Annotated in this window: 18 protein-coding genes; 3 read left to right on the forward strand and 15 right to left on the reverse strand. The window is 57.1% G+C overall.

What is annotated here, in order from left to right; all coding sequences use genetic code 11:
* Positions 1 to 2 precede the first annotated feature (2 nt).
* The 3 genes from ACT01B_RS20395 (at position 3) to ACT01B_RS20405 (ending at position 3,671) form a co-directional block, all read left to right on the forward strand.
* Positions 3 to 1,274, forward strand: a complete 1,272-nt coding sequence (locus tag ACT01B_RS20395) for a TniQ family protein (RefSeq protein WP_445145025.1) — start codon at positions 3 to 5, stop codon at positions 1,272 to 1,274.
* Between the two features lie 38 nt (positions 1,275 to 1,312).
* The gene (locus ACT01B_RS20400; protein ID WP_445145026.1) at positions 1,313 to 1,546 is read left to right on the forward strand and encodes a hypothetical protein; all 234 of its coding nucleotides are present in this window, start codon (positions 1,313 to 1,315) and stop codon (positions 1,544 to 1,546) included.
* Between the two features lie 688 nt (positions 1,547 to 2,234).
* On the forward strand, positions 2,235 to 3,671 hold the full coding sequence (locus tag ACT01B_RS20405) for an IS1182 family transposase (RefSeq protein WP_445145027.1): 1,437 nt from the start codon (positions 2,235 to 2,237) through the stop codon (positions 3,669 to 3,671).
* A 109-nt stretch (positions 3,672 to 3,780) separates the two neighbouring features.
* Here ACT01B_RS20405 and ACT01B_RS20410 read toward each other — a convergent pair whose 3' ends face one another.
* The 15 genes from ACT01B_RS20410 to ACT01B_RS20480 all read right to left on the reverse strand — a co-directional run bounded on the left by ACT01B_RS20410 (position 3,781) and on the right by ACT01B_RS20480 (position 17,371).
* Complete coding sequence (locus ACT01B_RS20410; protein ID WP_445145028.1) at positions 3,781 to 4,428, reverse strand: hypothetical protein; 648 nt, start codon at positions 4,426 to 4,428, stop codon at positions 3,781 to 3,783.
* Positions 4,428 to 4,793: a hypothetical protein gene (locus tag ACT01B_RS20415; RefSeq protein ID WP_445145029.1), complete on the reverse strand. Its 366-nt coding sequence runs from the start codon at positions 4,791 to 4,793 to the stop codon at positions 4,428 to 4,430. Before ACT01B_RS20415 ends, ACT01B_RS20410 begins: the two co-directional genes overlap by 1 nt.
* A gap of 81 nt (positions 4,794 to 4,874) precedes the next feature.
* Positions 4,875 to 6,140 carry an IS110 family transposase gene (locus ACT01B_RS20420; RefSeq protein WP_445145030.1) on the reverse strand — a complete coding sequence of 422 codons (1,266 nt, stop codon included), beginning with the start codon at positions 6,138 to 6,140 and terminating at the stop codon, positions 4,875 to 4,877.
* 303 nt (positions 6,141 to 6,443) lie between these two features.
* Entirely contained in the window at positions 6,444 to 6,830 is a 387-nt protein-coding gene (locus ACT01B_RS20425; RefSeq protein ID WP_445145031.1) for a hypothetical protein, read from the reverse strand.
* 1,278 nt (positions 6,831 to 8,108) lie between these two features.
* Positions 8,109 to 8,336 (reverse strand): hypothetical protein, encoded by a 228-nt coding sequence (locus ACT01B_RS20430; RefSeq protein WP_445145032.1) that lies wholly within the window; start codon positions 8,334 to 8,336, stop codon positions 8,109 to 8,111.
* 135 nt (positions 8,337 to 8,471) lie between these two features.
* The gene (locus ACT01B_RS20435) at positions 8,472 to 9,026 is read right to left on the reverse strand and encodes a hypothetical protein (RefSeq protein WP_445145033.1); all 555 of its coding nucleotides are present in this window, start codon (positions 9,024 to 9,026) and stop codon (positions 8,472 to 8,474) included.
* Between the two features lie 286 nt (positions 9,027 to 9,312).
* Positions 9,313 to 9,609 (reverse strand): hypothetical protein, encoded by a 297-nt coding sequence (locus ACT01B_RS20440; RefSeq protein WP_445145034.1) that lies wholly within the window; start codon positions 9,607 to 9,609, stop codon positions 9,313 to 9,315.
* Positions 9,606 to 10,142 carry a CC0125/CC1285 family lipoprotein gene (locus ACT01B_RS20445; RefSeq protein ID WP_445145035.1) on the reverse strand — a complete coding sequence of 179 codons (537 nt, stop codon included), beginning with the start codon at positions 10,140 to 10,142 and terminating at the stop codon, positions 9,606 to 9,608. Before ACT01B_RS20445 ends, ACT01B_RS20440 begins: the two co-directional genes overlap by 4 nt.
* A gap of 801 nt (positions 10,143 to 10,943) precedes the next feature.
* Positions 10,944 to 11,675, reverse strand: a complete 732-nt coding sequence (locus ACT01B_RS20450; RefSeq protein WP_445145036.1) for a hypothetical protein — start codon at positions 11,673 to 11,675, stop codon at positions 10,944 to 10,946.
* 934 nt (positions 11,676 to 12,609) lie between these two features.
* Positions 12,610 to 13,095, reverse strand: a complete 486-nt coding sequence (locus tag ACT01B_RS20455; protein WP_445145037.1) for a hypothetical protein — start codon at positions 13,093 to 13,095, stop codon at positions 12,610 to 12,612.
* Positions 13,096 to 13,457: 362 nt separating this feature from the next.
* Positions 13,458 to 13,805 carry a DUF4156 domain-containing protein gene (locus ACT01B_RS20460; protein ID WP_445145038.1) on the reverse strand — a complete coding sequence of 116 codons (348 nt, stop codon included), beginning with the start codon at positions 13,803 to 13,805 and terminating at the stop codon, positions 13,458 to 13,460.
* Positions 13,806 to 14,069: 264 nt separating this feature from the next.
* Positions 14,070 to 14,906: a hypothetical protein gene (locus tag ACT01B_RS20465; protein ID WP_445145039.1), complete on the reverse strand. Its 837-nt coding sequence runs from the start codon at positions 14,904 to 14,906 to the stop codon at positions 14,070 to 14,072.
* A gap of 251 nt (positions 14,907 to 15,157) precedes the next feature.
* Complete coding sequence (locus ACT01B_RS20470; protein ID WP_445145040.1) at positions 15,158 to 15,472, reverse strand: hypothetical protein; 315 nt, start codon at positions 15,470 to 15,472, stop codon at positions 15,158 to 15,160.
* Positions 15,473 to 15,771: 299 nt separating this feature from the next.
* On the reverse strand, positions 15,772 to 16,050 hold the full coding sequence (locus tag ACT01B_RS20475; RefSeq protein WP_445145041.1) for a hypothetical protein: 279 nt from the start codon (positions 16,048 to 16,050) through the stop codon (positions 15,772 to 15,774).
* Positions 16,051 to 16,105: 55 nt separating this feature from the next.
* On the reverse strand, positions 16,106 to 17,371 hold the full coding sequence (locus ACT01B_RS20480) for an IS110 family transposase (protein ID WP_445145042.1): 1,266 nt from the start codon (positions 17,369 to 17,371) through the stop codon (positions 16,106 to 16,108).
* Positions 17,372 to 17,609: the final 238 nt, after the last annotated feature.

Genomic DNA, 17,609 nt, shown 5'->3' on the forward strand with positions numbered 1-17,609 from the left:
CTATGCCAACTATTTTTCTACCGCTTACTCCCCAAGGCCTCGGCACCTGCGATATCGAGGCCTTGGATTCCTATCTGCTTAGGCTCGCTGCTGAACACGGTGTCAGCGAGTATCAGTTCTATCGAGTGCTCGCGCACTGGTGGAATCAGTCTATAGCGCAAGAAGATCACCCGCTTGGAAGGCACGTCGCATATATCACGAAGATTGGCCACGGAAAGGATATTGATGCGCTGGTGCGAGCCATCGAGCATGGAACTGGCTTTAGCGGATTATCTGGCATGACGCTAAGCGCATTTAGGGACGTGAGCGGAACACATGTAGGCGACATAGTCCGCAAGATTCACCAGTGGTGCCCTGCCTGCCTAAGGGAGTGGGATAAAGCGGGCGCCCCGATTTATGAAAAGCTCCTTTGGCGACTCACTCCGATTACTCGCTGTGCTATCCACAAGCTGGCATTGCAGGATCGCTGCCCGGCGTGCAACAGCTATCAATTGAGGCACGAAGATACTTGGCCGAGATGCTTCTCGTGTGGCGAGCATCTCGCTGCAGACGCACGTTTATGGCGAAGGACACCACGACCAAGCGAAGGCGAATCCGATCTAAGCGAGGTTGTCGAATACTGCGCAACTCACTCGGACGAACCCTTCGACGGAAATGCCGCCAGAGATTTCTTGCGGCTGATACGCAAGAATTGGCGGCAACCGCGCGGGATCGCGACCGACTTCCATTTGCGCGAAAAACCTTCCCGAACCCTCATCTCCGCTCTACTAAACCTTGCTAGGGAAACTCATGTGCCGCTCCTTAGCATTCTTCTCAATCCCAGCGAGGCGTCTGCTATACGCCCTTTGATCGAAGGCAAATCTGGACATATCACCCACCCACGACGTCGCAAACTCTCCCATAGCGATCGAAGGGCATTGCGCAAAGACCTTCTTTTGTCGACGAGGCAAGGTCACACGGCGCCATCTCTTCACCAGATTTGTCGCAAGCACGGATGTTCACCAACAGTTGCACGTTATTGGTATCCCGACTTTGTGCAGGCGGTCTTAGCAGCGAGACGCGCTCAGAAAAGTGATCTTATCCGTAACTATGCGCAAAGACTCGACGGTATCCGACTAGACGATGCAATGGTATCGAAGGCTAGCGTTGCTGGCTGGCATCAAGTTACTCGCGATATCGCTCTTCATCTTGACATTCCCATCCGCCTTATTCGCAAGCGCATCACCATGCTTCGTGGGGATCCAAGTCTGGCCTATAGATCCACAGAGCCGTGAATTCGAGATCTTTCATCTAAGGATAAGGAATAACTTCCATGAAGAGTGATATCAGAGAATGTGGCCAGACATCACAATGCGTCACCCAGGCCGAACGCGTTGCGCGTTGCCGCCAAAAGAAGGTCATGATGGGTGGACGAAAGATTGTTGCATGGCTCGACAAAGAAACCGCCGAGGCGCTCCGAAATCTTGAAGAAGCGTATCCCCCATTGTCTATGACGACGATAGTTGGTCGTCTTATCAAAGAGGCGGGAAGTCGAATCATGTCCTAGAACCGAGCGGATTCCAGTCACATTGAGCACTTCATCCGGTAACCGTTAATTGCGACAGAGGTTCCCTCTTCCTCTGAGGAATCATCCATCGCCGTACGCTCATGTCCGCTATGGGTTGCGGATTCGTCTGGTCGTTGGCTTACAGGCGTGCCACTGCAAAGTAGCGACGCACCGATGGAGCATGAAAAAGGTACGCGTAGCTGAGAACTCCCCAATACGTTGCTGACGCGACGTCCAAAAGTCTCAACCCCACATGGGGAATGCTTATTGCTTCTATAACGAAGGGGCTGACAACCAAGATCCATCGAAAGCCGGCTCGACGCGCAGCGACACCAGGCAGCCTACGAAAATTAGGAGCAGCCAGGAGTAGAGCGACACCCAGGCCCCGGACCGCCACATATAAGTGAAAGGCGCTGTCTGATTGCCAATTCCCCAGATGACCGACACCGTTGTCACAACGACGACCCCGGTAACACCGGCGAGCATCCCAAGCGCTGTGATGACCCGAAGGGTCTTGGGCATGTCGCTAGCATTCGCCATGTTGGCGACTGCTTGACGCCAGATGTTCAACGCCCCTCCCCGTAATGATCAGTGGATCCGGTAATGTCCGTTTCGGGTCGAGGCTGTGTGAAAACACCTAACCACTCAGCCTTGCTACCCTAGGCACATCCTAGCGTGGGTGTGCCTCATGAAGCGATTCGTTGAAGGTGCCGATCGGTCGCAGAGCGTGCTGTTTCCCGAGCGACTGGATGACTACATCGATGACGACAATCCCGTGCGTGTTGTCGATGTCTTCGTCGACGAGCTGAACCTTGGCGACCTGGGCTTTTCGGGTGTCGAGCCTGCCGCCACCGGTCGCCCCAGCTATCACCCCGGCACGCTGCTCAAGATCTACATCTACGGCTACCTCAATCGCGTGCAGTCCAGCCGCCGGCTGGAGCACGAAGCCCAGCGCAATGTCGAACTGATCTGGCTGACGGGCCGCTGCATGCCGGACTTCAAGACGATCGCCGATTTCCGTAAAGACAACGGCTTGGCGATCCGGCGCGTGTGCAGCCAGTTCGTAATGCTGTGCCGCCGAATGAAGCTGTTCACCGATGCGGTGGTCGCCATCGATGGCAGCAAGTTCAAGGCGGTCAACGGCCGGGACAAGAACCTCACCCAAGCCAAGCTCAAAGCTCGACAAGAACAGCTCGAATCCAGCGTGGCTCGGTATCTGGCCGAACTCGATCGCGCCGATCGGGAGCCTGGATGCTTGCCGGAAGTTCGGGTGAAACACCTGGGACAGAAGATCGCCACGGTGCGCGAACAGATGCAGCAACTGGCCACGCTCGGTAAGGCGATGCGAGAGGCGCCCGATCAGCAAATCTCGCAGACCGATCCCGACGCGCGCGCCATGGCGACCAGCGGTCGAGGCTCAGGCATCGTCGGCTATAACGTGCAAGCGGCCGTAGAGGCCACCCATCACCTCATCGTGGCCCATGAGGTCACGAACGAAGGCCATGACCGTCACCAGCTGACGGCCATGGCCACGCGTGCTCGCGAGGCGATGCAAGGAGACACGCTCACTGCCCTGGCCGACCGCGGTTACTTCAAGGGCGAGGAAATCCTGGCCTGCGAGCAGGCGGGTATCACGCCACTGGTGCCCAAGCCGCTGACCTCCAGCAGCAAGGCGGCGGGGCGTTTCGACAAGCGTGATTTTCGCTACCTGGCTGACCGCGACGTGTATCAATGCCCTGCTGGTGAAGATACACCTCGGCGCATGACGTGCGATGAGAACGGCAGGTCGGTGCACGTCTATTGGTCGTCGGCTTGCCCGACCTGCCCACTACGATCGCAGTGCACGACCGCTCGCTATCGACGCATCCGACGATGGGAGCACGAGTCAGTGCTGGAAACCATGCAGGATCAACTCAATGCACGTCCGGAAGCCATGCGCGTGCGGCGACAAACCGTCGAGCACGTCTTCGGGACACTAAAAGCGTGGATGGGGGCCACACACTTCCTCACGCGCACCATGCCGAGGGTCGCCACGGAAATGAGCTTGCACGTGCTGGCCTACAACATGAAGCGGGTCATGAAGATCATGGGGGTGAAGCCGCTGATGCAAGCCATCATGGCCTGACTAGGCGTTGCTACTTGCGTTCTATCTTTGAGACGATCTCCGCAGCGAAACAGCGTCACGCTTTGCTCGAGTTTTTGTGTTTTCACACAGCCTCGGTCGGAAACGGACCTTACGAAACCCACGTTGGAATGGAAAGAAACGTGCCGCCGCCCACGAAGTCATAGCTTCGGAAGCCACTCACGTGCCCGTTGTAGTCGTGTATCACCACGCTAGTTTCAGCTCGGCGAGATCCGTCGCGAATAATGACGGCGCCACCCTTTTCAATGAGCCTTCCCACCAAGTACATCGCGTCCAGTTGATGCTTAAAGTCTCCCAGCGAAACTAACGAGCAACCTGACGCGTCTTGGTCTGAGGTCAGGGAATCAAGAAGGATGGCGGCTCGATTGCCCGCGATCAGTGCGAGTCGTTCCTCCTCGCTCCAATAGGGCCTACCCTGATTTCTACTTAGCTCGATCAGCTCGTTTTTTGACAAGAGAATTCTCGCGCCCTTGCCTTTGACGGAAACGCATGATCGCTTAACGACTATTTCCGCTGCGACGGTTTGATACGTGTGCTCCGGAGAGCCTGGTCCATCAGTGGCGATGCACACGCCACTCATCAACCATGCCAGCGCCACAACGATGATTCCAGGTCTCATAGTTATCCCTTCTTCCACACCCTTCCCCTGATGCCCTGGTTCTTCTATTTCCGTAAATGTCTGCTCCGGGTCGGAAGCGGCTATTCCCAGCATGCCCAGCGAACGCCCCAATCTCAACATCAAAACAAAGCGTTGAACAGAAGGTAGGAGGCTGGTGCCGAAGCTAAGCCAACAAAGAATCTCGCCACTAGATTGGTCGGGCGAGAGACGAAAGCAACCGCAATAGCGCCTACCAGCACCGCAAGGTAGGCCCAAAAGGTCATCACCCACATAGCGTAAAACGCGAAATCCTGGCTCTTCCCCGCTGAGCTAAGAAAATGCCCCGCGACAATGAGCAGGTATAGAGCGAGAGGGAGGCACGTCGCACCCAAAACAACGATCACAGCTCTCCGATGCTTTGGCCTATAGAGATAGAGCGCAAGCGCACCTGCCGGGACACCAAGTTCGAACGATGCCGCGGCAATAGAAAGCGTCATGTCATCCATGCAATTTGAATCTCTCACGCACATTGTTGATGGCTTTCAATGGGAAGTGCTGATGTCCGCTTCACGCCCTGAGCCGTTCCGTCAACTATGTGACGAAGCCAGGCCGGCGAGCAAGGGCGAGCCGCGGCGCTGCAAAGCCATAAGGTAACGCGACTCGTCATAAGGCGTGTGGGACTGCCAACAACGATGCAGGATGCGGATCCACTTGAAGGCCAAGGCACGGACGGCCACCTGATGCGGGCTGCCCTTGGCGCGCTGCTGGCGATAGAAGGCGCCGGCCCAGAACGACTTGTTGATGGTCTGTGCCGCCCATTCCACGAAGGTCTGGCGGACGAAGGTCGGGCATTGCCATCGCCAGTGCACCCAGCTCTTCTTGCCGCTGCGCTGCGTCACCGGCGCGACGCCCGAGTAGCGCTGCAGCTGCTCGGCGCGAGCGAAGCGTTCGCGTTGTTCGCCGAAGGCGGCCAGCAGGCGCGGCGTGAGGATCGGGCCACTACCGGGCAAGGCATGGAAGAGCGCGTAGTCAGGAAGTGTCGGCGCCAAGGCCGCGATCTCCTGATCGAAGCGGTCAATGGCGCGCAGCGTGACCTGCAGCTGCTCGACCAGGGCGATGGCCAGCAACTGATGCGTGGTGATTACCGCCGGATCTTCGGTCAACGGCATCGCCCTCTGGATGGCTCGAATGCGCTCGTTCATGACCTTGGCGGAGCGCACATTGTGGCCACGGAAGAAGGCTTCCAGCGTGGCCTTACGTGCACGCTTCACCTGCTTGAGTGTGGGCCAGCGCAGTAGGAAGTCACTGAAGACCATCGTGTCATGCTGCTCAAACCAGTCTAAAACCTGGGGGTAATACTGCTTGAGCGTGTGGCCCAGCCGATTGACCAGGCGCTTCTTGTCATCCACCAGCAACCGCCGCTGCTCGACCAAGAACCCCAAGGTACGCATCGCCACACTCTGGGGTCTGAGCGGCGTAAACCGGTGTGGATAGCGCTGCATCAACTCCAGCGCCAGTTGCGCATCGGTCGGATCATCTTTGGCCCGACTCGGCTTGAACGCTTCGCGGTACTTGGCCAGCAAGGTCGGATTGATCGGGAACAGCACGAAGAAATCGTACTTCTGCAAGGCGTACACCACCGGTCCCTTGGTCAGCTCCAAGGCGATGGCGATACGCCCGCCAAAGCGCTGGTGCAACGCGCGTGCCCACGCCTCGATGGCGTCGGGCTGATGCGCGACCGTGCCGAACTCACGCATGTCGCTGCCCGCGGGCTGCAAACAGACATCGTGCTTGGCATCCGCCCAGTCCAGTCCAATGAAAGCTGTAAAACCGGTATCGCTTGGCTTACCCATGATCCACCTCGCCGCGTGCGTCAGCTGTCGAGACGTGCGTGCCCGAGCTCGGCGAAGTCGATATAGAGAGCCGACCATGCGGCGTTCCCTGAGTATTCGTTCAGGAGCTCAAGCGCACCGGCGAGCTCGAAACCGAAGCGGTGAACATCGCATGTTTGGGTCGGAATGTTCGTAGCTTGCCGGTGCAAGTCCCGCCCTCACCGGCAGCTACCTGCCGGCTATGCCCAGTGTCACGGAAGGCGGAACGGAATACCTATACCGGGTCGGAAGCGGACCTCACCTTACCGCTAGAATGCTGCGCTCTTACAACGCGATTGCCATCCACACTCCGAGTGCGACCAACGGAATCACTATGGCGGCCGCGACGGCAATCGATCTGACCTTGGCTTCTGAATAGCCAAATCCGGCCAGCCACATGGCGACGACGATCAAGACTGCCCCGCCAAAGAATACCCCCCAATAAAAGCGGTTTTCCGCCTCAATGATCTCGCGCGGTACCCTCGGATCCGCGTCACCCAAATGCGCCATTACTCCCCAGTAAGACACCAGCCATCCAATAGCGACCAGGCACAGAGCAATATTGGCAGCTGTCGCTTTCCTCATAGGTTCGAATCCCCTGACTTTGATTGAGAACCCGACATCTTGTTGCCGAACGTCGTCTGCTTTGGATCGGAAGCGGACTTCAGCCATCGACCTGCAAACAGAGTTAGCTGTGCGCATCACGAAAGGTTTCGGTTCGGATGCAGTTGATCAGTGGATCTGACGGATTCTCGCCAAATTGCTTTTGGCAAGCCAAAATTCCCGACGCCACCGTGGAAAAATTGGCCGGAACGGGCTTCCCTTGGAGTTTGGCCGCGCAAGTCAGCAGTCGATACGTGTAATAAGTAAACGGCTGAACTGAAGGATTGTCGTAGACATCGTCCAAGACGGAATACATCGTCACAGCAAGCGGGTTGCTGGAGTCCTGGCGTGGAGGAAGTGCACCAGCTAGCTTTTCCTTTGGCTGCCCAGCGTTTCTCATCTGAACTGCTGATACCGCTGCCTTACCTTCCAAGTCGCACGGCTGGCCCGCGGGAGCAAGCGTCCCATACCCACCCTGAGGTGAAGCGACGGGTCGTTCCTGGGACGCAACGGCTGAGCAGGCAATCAAGAGAGCGGCACCTGCCGCTGCGTGCACACAACGTCTAAGCACTTCCTTTCCCCTTTTAGTCGATTTCTTGAGGAGCGCTAAAGGCCACCCGATTCCATGGACGCTTCGTAGCGCAACCCAGGCCCAATTATGTCCGCTTCGCGTTGCGGACATGGGACTTACCTAGAGCCTAAACGATGCGCAAGCTTGTGGCCTGCCTTCGAAAGATGAGTCCAGCACATGCCCATTCCGAATCTTTAGTACTAGCTGGCACGAACTTGGCGACGGGTAGTAGGAACTCCGCGGACTGCTCAGCGGAAACATAGACCCACCTTCTATCGAGACCGTGCTCCTGTCGGGATTCGAAACACCAGCGGGAGCCATATCGACCCTCTCGCTGTCCCAAGTCAACTGGCGAACTCCATCGCCAAGATCCCGATCGTGGACAGGGGTTCCGAAGTGGGATTCAACCACGTCAAGAGGCTTTCCACGATAGGCCACGAGCGTCCGACTTAACTCGTTCGGGGCAGCGCAACCAGCCAGAATGAGGGTGCAAAACAGGCCGCCGACCAATCGCCTCTCCCGCCTCATAACAAACCTTCCTTGTCGATAGGCGATTTCGGATATGTCCGCTACGGGTCGATTGTGTTGAAAAAGTCCGACCAAGAAAATATGGGTAGAAATTTTCGCTCGCGATGCCCGCGACAGTTCGATTCTGCGTAAATTTGCACATAAGATTCGCCACAAAGCGATTGTCGCGGCCAACTTTTCGAGTTTCCGGCGGCCCCAAATTTCAGAAGCGACTTTTTCAACACCATCGGTCGGAAGCTGACTCCAGATTATCGGGCGACCAGCCTAATCTGTGATTGACTGACCTGCGCGTCAAACCCCGACTCTAGCTCCAGGACAAACATTGGCTCCGGCTCAAGGTCCAGCACGGTCACCAGTGATCCAAAGGAGCCAGCGACCTTCCCAGAAATGACTTCAACGTAGTTGTTATGCATGAACAGCACGCCATCTATCGGCTCGCGATTGAGGAAGGCCTGTCCTGGGTCTATGGATTTCACCACTCCCTCCAAAGATGCATCGAATACTTAGGTCCGTTCTGGGTCGGGAGCGGACGATTCCAAGCATACCGAGCAGAACACCTTGCCGGGAGGCGTGCAATCGCTCCGGTGGCAGAAGCGCGCCTTCCAGGGGATTCACTCTGAAACGGTGATCGAACGCCATTTGCCACCGATACGGCAGTAGTTCAACTGCCCCGATTCCGTCTCGCCGATCCCTACTGCGTCAAAACGACAATCGAGTTGTTCTGGCTCACCCACAGAGGCGGGCTCTCTCTCCCCACGCTCGTAGTGCCCCGGCTGCTCTCTGCTCACGTAAAGGCGCGACGCAAGCGTGGGCCAACTGATCAGCTGTTCAAACAGCCAACCGGAGTGAGCCTTCCGGGCAACAACAACCAAAGCTGAGTCGGCGACGCTGACTGATCGAAGGGCGATGACCCACTGAGTCTTGCTGTCACCGTAGAAGCCCCCAGTCACCACGCCTAAGCACCCGATTCGTGCATGGGTGCGCGCATAGCGCACATCCTCAGCCAAGTTGTCATTCTCGCGGGGAGGTCGATAGTCAGGGAAACGCGCAGCAATGGCTGACTTCAGTGTCTTCGGCAACAGCTGCCCGCATGCATCCTCGCTAGCGAACGCCTTTGATTGGGTCACGCCAAAGAGCAAAAGCAGAGTGGTGACCGTAACCCACAAGGCTTTCCAGCTTATCGGCGAGCCCAGCAAATGCCGGCAGACAGACAAAAATTAGTCCAAATAGAAGATAAGGCTTCCTCATGTCTCCCCCGATTAACAGCTAGATGGTCGTCGAGCACAGCGTGACGACTGCGGCAGTAATCGAAGTGTGCGCAACCCTGGTTGAACGCTTGGGACATTAGGAGTCCGGGCTCGGCTTCCTTCGGCGAACTAGTCGTGGGTGCCGCAGTTACCCCCGAAGTTACCCCCACAATAGCTTCGTGGTCTCTACTGCGCCCGCAATTTCTCAATGACCATTTGCCTGCGCGTATGGGTCTTTGGTACCAGCCTTTCCAGTGTACGGATTGACGTTCGGCCTACTTGACCAATTGTCTGTTTTCGTCTGGTTGGGCGCTGTCTGGTAGTGGGGAGCGACGTAGGTGCCGTTTTGTTTTGTGTATCCACTGTGCAGCACGGGAGTCGCCGAAGTTGCGCCGGAAGCGCTATTACGTGGCGCTTTATACCCTGAGGAATGGCCTCCAGCAAAAGCCGGCAAGGCAAACAGTGCAGTCATGGCCAGTGCGGCGAAAATTGCGGTCTTCATGATGATGCCCCCTGATTTTCTGTAAGTTTCAATTGAAGTCCGGGTTGCTGCGGCGCCGATGGCACCCCGTCCGGAGACTTCATGCCATATTTCGCCCGGATTGACTGCGCGATGAAATGTGCGTCGAACAGACTGGCGCCGGGCGGCTGATCCCTGAAGCACTTGACGAGCAAGGTACTGTTGGGCTTGACGACGGGCACGGAATTGGAGAACCCCCAGGCGCTATGCTCGCTCCAGCCTGCAGTCCCGACTGTCATGGACCCTACGGATGCACCCTCGGCGTCGTTCATTACACCAAAGTAATTGCATCCCAGTTCCAAGGATTTATCCGCGGCCCGCAAGATGGCGAAGTCGGATGCTCTCTCGGCACTCGTGAATCCGTTGCCCGCAAAGCTGATCTTAAAGGTGTCTGGCGACAGCGCAGTCTCGCTGAATCCGCCCGTAAAACTCTTGGACTGGTACGCCGTAGCGCAGCCCGTGACGCCAGCAGCTGCAACAATCAGCACACAGGTTCGTTCAATCCACGTCTTCATAATTCCCCCTGTTTGAAAACTAACGCTCGCTTCGGTGCTAAACGACATAGCGAGAAGCACACCCTGAGCAACCTTCCCTTTAGCTGCACTGAAGGACGCCCCTATCTCCAGGGGCGTCCATTGCACTCGTGTGCCAGCGTCTTCACCAGTTGTTGTCGACGGCCTCCGACCTAGGTGCAGCGGTGGTTGTTTTGGGACGATTAGGCAACCCCCAAAAAGCCATCTCGCCCCCCTACCTTCGTCCATGGGCACCGTCTGCACTAGACGGCGCGTCCTTTGGTCGCCCAAGACGACCATGTCTTTATCGGGAACTGTGAGTCCAACTTGACCACCGGGGGCACCTCGGCCCCCTTAGTGTGCTGAGTCGCAAATTCCCCTGTTGCGAACAGAGGAAGCAATGCTCGTGCCATCGACTTCAGCATGGCCATATGTCTTTGGCGTCAGGCGTTATTTCCATGTCCGGAATGAGCGCTAGGGGGCGCAGGCAAGTGCAATTGGTTGCCCCTTCCGACGCAATAGGGCGGTATCTGTCACAGACAGAGTGCGACAAGCAACACGCCATCGCTCAAACATTAGCCAGCAGGCTTGGAACATCCGATTCCGCCAACCGGTGGTCGTCTCCAATTACCCGCACGCTTAGGCAGCAACCTCCACCACCCCCCAAGCTTTTGCATGCGCCTCTCCTGATCCCCTAGCAGCCGTCTATATTTACGGGTCCGGCGCGTTTAAGTGCCTGTTTCCTCGATAGCGCCGCCGATATTTTCACGGGGTAAACAGACGCATAGCGGCTGCGAAATTCAACTATGGGCGGCTCCGAAAACCTCCGACGACCCATGCGATGGCGAGACCCAAAAGCGCCAACAGCAATGGAGGCGCTATCACTAACGCCACCCAAATCCAGATCGTTGCTCCCAGCGACGACGTGGGACTGACCTGAGGCTGCGATACCTCTGCATTTACACACTTCTGAATTGCCGTAATGCTCGACCTGATCAGAATCACGCGATCGTCGAGCCAATACGCCACCAGTGCAGAGTTCAGGTCGACCTTCGGGCCCGCGCTAGGCAGGGGCGCTGCGCCCGGCCCATAAGTCGCAGCGAAGGTTGCCAACGCATCCTGCGCAATCGCCTCGTCCGCAAAGAGGGGAGCGATGGCGCGCCTAAAATATTCCTGACGGAACCGCTCCTTGCGGTCACTCTCAAACCGTTGATAGGCAGGATCTTGCATAACGATCGCCCAAGGCGCGGGCCTTTGCTTTGGGTCCAGCCGCCCGTTGGGATCCGGCGGCCCGATGAGCGTCAACCCGTCCATCATCTGCAGCAACTGGGGCGGCGAATAGCGCTCCAAGTTTCGGCTCAGACCCAAAACCGGATCTTGGCAGTCGGCTTCCGGCCGGTGGGGCACGGCAGCCTTTTGCTTATCGAGGTCCGCCCGAGCCTGCATCACTGACCACGAGCCGGCGGCGCCCATCACCACCACCCAAACCACGGACAGTACGACCCATACCCGCCACCAGCCACCGAGCTTCTTCATCAGGCTGCTCCCCTCTGAACTGCATTGTCTAGCCTCTCCCGCTGGCGCCCGCCATGAGCCATAAACTAGGCGGACCCGTCTAGGCGGCATCCCATCAAGACAACGATACCCTTCCGTTCGATGGTTAGATCCGGCTCTAGCGTATCCATCCGGCCGTGAACGACCAATGCCGTGCGATCTTGCGGGCGCTGGTAATGGCTGATCAGCGTCCCGGCACGGTCTGAACAACGCGCTTGTGTCGATCACCTTGCTGCTGTTGCCCAATTCCGGCGAACCCGAAAGGTCGGCTATGGGTCGGAAGCGGACTTACTTCTATTTGCTCACCTGGAAGACCGCCATGATGATGCAGTCGAACAACGGATCCGATCTTCCATATTTCTCCTGGCATGCAAGAACCCCTGGCTCCACGTCCGAAAATCTCTTCGGAACCGGCTTCTCGTGAAGCTTCGCATGGCAGATCAGCGTTCTGTATATCCAGTATGTTTCAGGCTTTACGGAAGGGAATCCATACGCATCATTCACTATGGAGTACTCCACAGGTCGATTGTCTTCCGTGTCGCCGTGCGCGCGCAGTCCATTGACGAGATGTTGCTTGGAGTTCCCAGCATCACGTGACCGGGTGACAGCTATCGCTCCCATGTTCTCCTTGTAGCAAGGGTCTGCTTGTGACGCGGATAGCGCATCCTCCCCGACGTACCGCTGCATTAGTGATGGGTTTTGGGCCATCGAGGCCGACATCACTGTTAACAAAGCAATTCCCAGTGCTCCGCATAACGACCGTCTGTACATTCCCCCTCCCTTCAAAAAAGGTCCGCTTCATGCCCTGAGCCGTTCCGTCAACTATCTGACGAAGCGAGGCCGGCGAGCAAGGGCGAGCCGCGAGGTTGCGGGGCCCTAAGGTAGCGCGACTTGTCGTAGGGTCGGTAGCGGACGCTTAGCGGTGAACTGAAATAGTGATCTTTGGTGCAGCCATGGATGCCACCTCGATCGTGTGATTCAGGCAGTAAATCCTCCAGTGCACAAATGGTCCTGGGAAGTCCGCCGTTGCAAAGGTCACCTTCGCTAAGTAGTCGAGATAGGTAGACTTCGTGTATCGAACGAAAAGGCGCCCCGCACCCTCTGACTCCTTGGGCTCTGGGAGGTGAAAGCTCTCATTCTGGACTGCATAACCAATGTAGCTCTCCCAAACGACCTCAAAGATGCGGCATCCGGGTCCGTGGAGAATAGGTTTCGCCTCAGAGAACGGCCCTGCCGGCAAGCCCATGACTTCAAGCGGTTCTATCGCCTGATTGGGCAGAAGGTCACTCGTAGCTTCGAGTATGACAAGGCGGAGGCAATTGTCTTCGGGCTCGGAAATCGAGCCGAGATATAGGTACTTGGCCGACCGAATGGCTTCGATCTGAGCGTCCGTTTCAATCAACTTGCCGACTCCTTGATCTTTGCCGCGACGTCCGCTTCGGGTTGCGGACTCAGCCGGTCGTTGCAACACACTAAAGACTGCGCGAGCAGCGGGAGTGTTGCAACGACCGGCTGAATCCGCAGTGGGAAGCGGACCTTGCGAGCGCGTCAAATAAACAACACCCGGTCACCAGCCCGCGCTTGACTGGCACGGTCCAAAAAACCGCTCATATGAAAAGGGATGTTGTCTCCAACATCGCCCAAAAGCCGGCAGAGTCGACATCTACGCTAGAAGTATTCTGTCGGTTACCTGCCGCCATACCGTTGCTGCACGAACTGAAGGGCGGCAACCACCGTCAATCCAATGACAGCGAGGCACCGCATTCAGTTAGACGATTTCTTGTATGCGAAGCCGTCGATAACGTAGGCGCGGTCGAGGCATATACCCTTCATATGCTCCCCCTCTTGGCTCAGGATTTGGACATAGTCCGCGCCCATCGCTGCGGCTTTATTTCGAAGAATTTTCATCGCTCCTTCGTAATCGCCCTGGGACCCATAGAGGCCGCAGCCACCGCCATGCTTTGCCGTTATCGGGCCGATCTGAGCAAAACCGGATCCGGGCGAATTTGCGCCAACTTGTACGCTTACAGAGCCTGGGCTCACCTTAACTTCCGAAGCTGTGCAGCCCGCCAGTAGGCCTACGGCGAGTAATGTTGCAAAGACACGGTGCATGACTTCCCCCTTGTTGCGTGTGTGCGGAATTTCGTGTGGCCGGGTTTCGATTAACAGCTGAGGAAGGTGCTCTTAGAGCCGAGCTCTTCATAGCCGTTGAAGGCCATTGCCAATGTAAATACCGCCGTCCGATCGTCAGGACTTGGCAGCTGATCGACCGTCAGCTCAGTGGCCATCCCCATCCCCTGTTTGGACCCGCCTTTCGCCAAAGGTAGCAATGTCTGCTCCGGGTCGGAAGCGGGCCTTAGCAATGCTGCTCAAAATTCATTTCGTGTTATCGGAACGAAGTCTTTGAACAAAGGTTCCAACTGACTTTTCAAGATGGCTCAAGCCATCAGATTGCGATTGCCTGTCGGTTCCACTCACCATAACCACGCGACCATTCACGATGGCGAGTTCTGTGTATATCTGCACACCATCAGGCATCTGCAAGAAAGCGCATGCTCGGTCTGGTTGATCGCAGGTTAGCCGCGCGGCCCCAAGCTCGCTCGCAAAACGCTCTTTGACAGACTTGAACTCAAATGAGCGTACGGGCACAGGGCCAGGCCTGACGTCGTCAACGACAACTATCAACTGGCTAGGTTCTATAGCTTGAGCCTTTGTGTCAATCGGAACGAATGCACCGATGAAGAGGTTTTTGTCGACTGTCCTCGCCAAATTCCTATTTGCCGCCGGATCGACCAGAAATGATTGCCAACCACGGGGAACGCTCAGCGCAAGCGAACTAGCAGGAGAGCGGCCAACTCGCAAATGTGTTTCCCCGTGAGGGTCGCAGTGGGCATTGTCTTTGGCGCCAACGCGTACAGAAACTGATCTCAAGGCGGTTGGCTGCTTGCTTTCGCTTGATGCTGACGGAGCGAACTGCCGATCAATCAGAAGCCAATCTTCATCTATCCGGTAGCGCATCTCTGTCGGCGGCGCTTTTGCCTGTCCCGTAACCGCATCGATGGGGGTAACACGGAGCTGACCGGGCCCAATCACCTCATAGGCTGAAACAGTCTCAGTCGTGCCCTTTTCGCTGTAACAGCGCGAACGAGCTAGAGAAGCATCGTATTCCACGACGCAATCACCATTCATATCGCGGTGGCTGCTATCAGCCATGGTCAGCTCAACCTGTTGACTGCGCCAGCATCCTTGCAGGGGGAGGTCTTGTCCCGCTGTAGCCACACCACACATGGAAGCCGCTAGGAGAAAGGTCGATACCCCAATTGTTGCTCGCACGAATCTCTTCTCCAGTCACTACTCGGTGATGTTTGGGTTTGACCCGCTGTCGATCAATATGGTGACCAACGATCGTTGAAGGCACATGGAAGTATCCGCTCCGAGTCGCAAGCGGACCTCCTCGATAACAACTATCTCGAAGGAAACGACTTCACCAAGCGTTGCAGATCAGCCAGCGCGGCAAAACCGTCTCGCCGCCGTCCGGCCTGGTATTCGCCATACGCTACCCCTGCCAATGTCATGCACTCGACAAACCTTGCGCCATCTTGCCCCTTAGGGACATATAGATCGAGGCCGGCACGTAGCCCTTGAAAGGCGAGGTCGAGAGACCATTGCTCTGCCGGTGGAACTCCCTCACGCAATGGAAATGCATCCGGCGCGCACATCTTTACGAAGCCAACGAAGTCTTTGAAACCGTGAAGATCAGAAAACGGCCATTTCGCCACGCTCTTTCCCCTGTATGGGTTTGGCCAAGGTCTGCTCTGGGTTGCGATTTCAACCGGTCAACGCAACACATGGACGGGACCGTTCGTGTGAAATCTCAAGGGTCTAGGCCTCGCTCGGTGACCCGTAAACAATCCTGCTACCGCATTGCCCCGGATTTTCCTCTGGAATTAGGGCACTTCTGGATCTTCGGTTCCAGGTCAAACGCTTAGGGTCCGGATACAGTCGCAGCAAGCCTTTTCCGGCTGCCATTTAGGGGTGTTGCATTGACCCATTGAGACCACAGTCGGAAGCGGACTCGCTACTTATCCTGATCCTGCCGCGGAATACCCCTCTTTTGAGCCAACAGTGGGCGCGACAAGCCGAACCAAATCAACACGCCCATTGCAAGGCCGCCCAAAGCACACAGCATCGCAAAGTACATTGCGATACGGAGGCTTAGATCCCCATCCAAATATGCCTTGATGCAAAAGAGGATGAATACCCCCAATCCACAAATGAGCTCCATCAAGACGATATTGCCAATCAATGAACGACAGAGCCAGTTCATGGATTTGGACTGGATGAACGATCGGACCATGCAGCCCCCTTGGATTCCCACTGATTAGGTCCGCTTCATGCCCTGAGCCGTTCCGTCAACTATCTGACGAAGCCAGGCCAGCGAGCAAGGGCGAGCCGCGACGTTGCAGGGCCATAAGGTAGCGCGACTCATCGTAGGGCGTGTGGGACTGCCAACAGCGGTGCAGGATGCGGATCCACTTGAAGGCTAGCGCCCGTACGGCCACCTGGTGCGGGCTGCCCTTAGCGCGCTGTTGGCGATAGAAGGCGCCGGCCCAGAAGGACTTGTTGATGGTCTGCGCGGCCCATTCGACGAAGGTCTGGCGAACGAAGGTCGGACACTGCCAACGCCAGTGCACCCAGCTTTTCTTGCCGCTGCGCTCCGTCACCGGTGCCACGCCGGAATAGCGCTGCAGTTGCGCGGCGGTGGCGAAGCGTTCGCGTTGGTCGCCGAAGGCGGTCAGCAGGCGCGGGGTCAAGATCGGTCCACTGCCCGGCAAGGCCTCGAAGAGCGCGTAGTCGGGAAGCGTGGGAGCGAGCACAGCGATCTCTTCGTCGAACCGTTCGATCGCCCGCAGGATCACCTGCAACTGCTCGACCAGGGCCTCGGCCAGCAGTTGATGCGTGGTGATCACGGCCGGATCCTCGGTCAACGGCATGGATGACCGGATCGCCTGCACGCGCTCGGCAATGACCGTGGCAAAGCGGACGTTGTGGGCATGGAAGAATGCTTCAAGCGTGGCCTTGCGCGCCCGCTTAGCCTGCTTGAGCATGGGCCAACGTCGCAAGAAGTCAAAGAACACCACCGTATCGTGCTGCTCAAACCAGTCCAGCAGTTGGGGGTAATACTGCTTGAGTGTGTTGCCCAAGCGATTGACCAAGCGCTTCTTGTCGTCGACCAGCAATCGTCGCTGCTCGACGAGGAAACTCAAGGTGCGCATCTCCACACTTTGGGGTTTGAGCGGCGTAACTCGGTCGGGATAGCGTTGCATCAGCTCCAATGCCAGCTGTGCATCGGTCGGATCGTCCTTCGCCCGGCTGGGTTTGAACGCTCTGCGATACATGGCCAGCAGGCTGGCATCGATCGAAAACAGCACGATGAAATCGTACTTCTGCAGTGCATACACCACGGGCCCTTTGGCCAGTTCGAGCGCGATGGCAATGCGCCCACCGAAGCGCTGATGCAATCCACGCGCCCACGCGTCGATGGCGTCGGGCTGATGCGCGAACGTGCCGAACTCATACGCGTCGCTGCCGGCCGGCTGCAAGCAAACGTCGTGCTTCGCATCCGCCCAATCCAAGCCGATGAACGCCGTGAAATCGTCATCCCGATGTGTGCGCATACGTCACCTCGTGGCGTGATCACGATACGAGACCTGCGTGCTTAAGCTCGGCGAAGCCAATATAGAGAGCCGATCACTCGGCGAGCCCTGAGTATTCGTTAAAGAGCTCAAGCGCACCGGCCGGCTCGAAACCAAAGCGGCGAACATCGGATGTTTGGGTCGGAATATTCGTAGCCGACCGGTGCAAGTCCCGCCCTCGCTGCCAGCTACCTGGCAACCGTGACATGGTCACTGAGAA

It is taken from the genome of Dyella sp. Tek66A03, assembly GCF_052567735.1.

Bases quoted from the DNA above. Each gene is read 5' to 3' on its own strand.
- ACT01B_RS20395 (WP_445145025.1), top strand. From the start codon at position 3: ATGCCAACTATTTTTCTACCGCTTACTCCCCAAGGCCTCGGCACCTGC.
- ACT01B_RS20400 (WP_445145026.1), top strand. From the start codon at position 1,313: ATGAAGAGTGATATCAGAGAATGTGGCCAGACATCACAATGCGTCACC.
- ACT01B_RS20405 (WP_445145027.1), top strand. From the start codon at position 2,235: ATGAAGCGATTCGTTGAAGGTGCCGATCGGTCGCAGAGCGTGCTGTTT.
- ACT01B_RS20410 (WP_445145028.1), bottom strand. From the start codon at position 4,428: ATGTTGAGATTGGGGCGTTCGCTGGGCATGCTGGGAATAGCCGCTTCC.
- ACT01B_RS20415 (WP_445145029.1), bottom strand. From the start codon at position 4,793: ATGGATGACATGACGCTTTCTATTGCCGCGGCATCGTTCGAACTTGGT.
- ACT01B_RS20420 (WP_445145030.1), bottom strand. From the start codon at position 6,140: ATGGGTAAGCCAAGCGATACCGGTTTTACAGCTTTCATTGGACTGGAC.
- ACT01B_RS20425 (WP_445145031.1), bottom strand. From the start codon at position 6,830: ATGGCTGAAGTCCGCTTCCGATCCAAAGCAGACGACGTTCGGCAACAA.
- ACT01B_RS20440 (WP_445145034.1), bottom strand. From the start codon at position 9,609: ATGAAGACCGCAATTTTCGCCGCACTGGCCATGACTGCACTGTTTGCC.
- ACT01B_RS20445 (WP_445145035.1), bottom strand. From the start codon at position 10,142: ATGAAGACGTGGATTGAACGAACCTGTGTGCTGATTGTTGCAGCTGCT.
- ACT01B_RS20450 (WP_445145036.1), bottom strand. From the start codon at position 11,675: ATGAAGAAGCTCGGTGGCTGGTGGCGGGTATGGGTCGTACTGTCCGTG.
- ACT01B_RS20460 (WP_445145038.1), bottom strand. From the start codon at position 13,805: ATGCACCGTGTCTTTGCAACATTACTCGCCGTAGGCCTACTGGCGGGC.
- ACT01B_RS20465 (WP_445145039.1), bottom strand. From the start codon at position 14,906: ATGGCTGATAGCAGCCACCGCGATATGAATGGTGATTGCGTCGTGGAA.
- ACT01B_RS20475 (WP_445145041.1), bottom strand. From the start codon at position 16,050: ATGGTCCGATCGTTCATCCAGTCCAAATCCATGAACTGGCTCTGTCGT.
- ACT01B_RS20480 (WP_445145042.1), bottom strand. From the start codon at position 17,371: ATGCGCACACATCGGGATGACGATTTCACGGCGTTCATCGGCTTGGAT.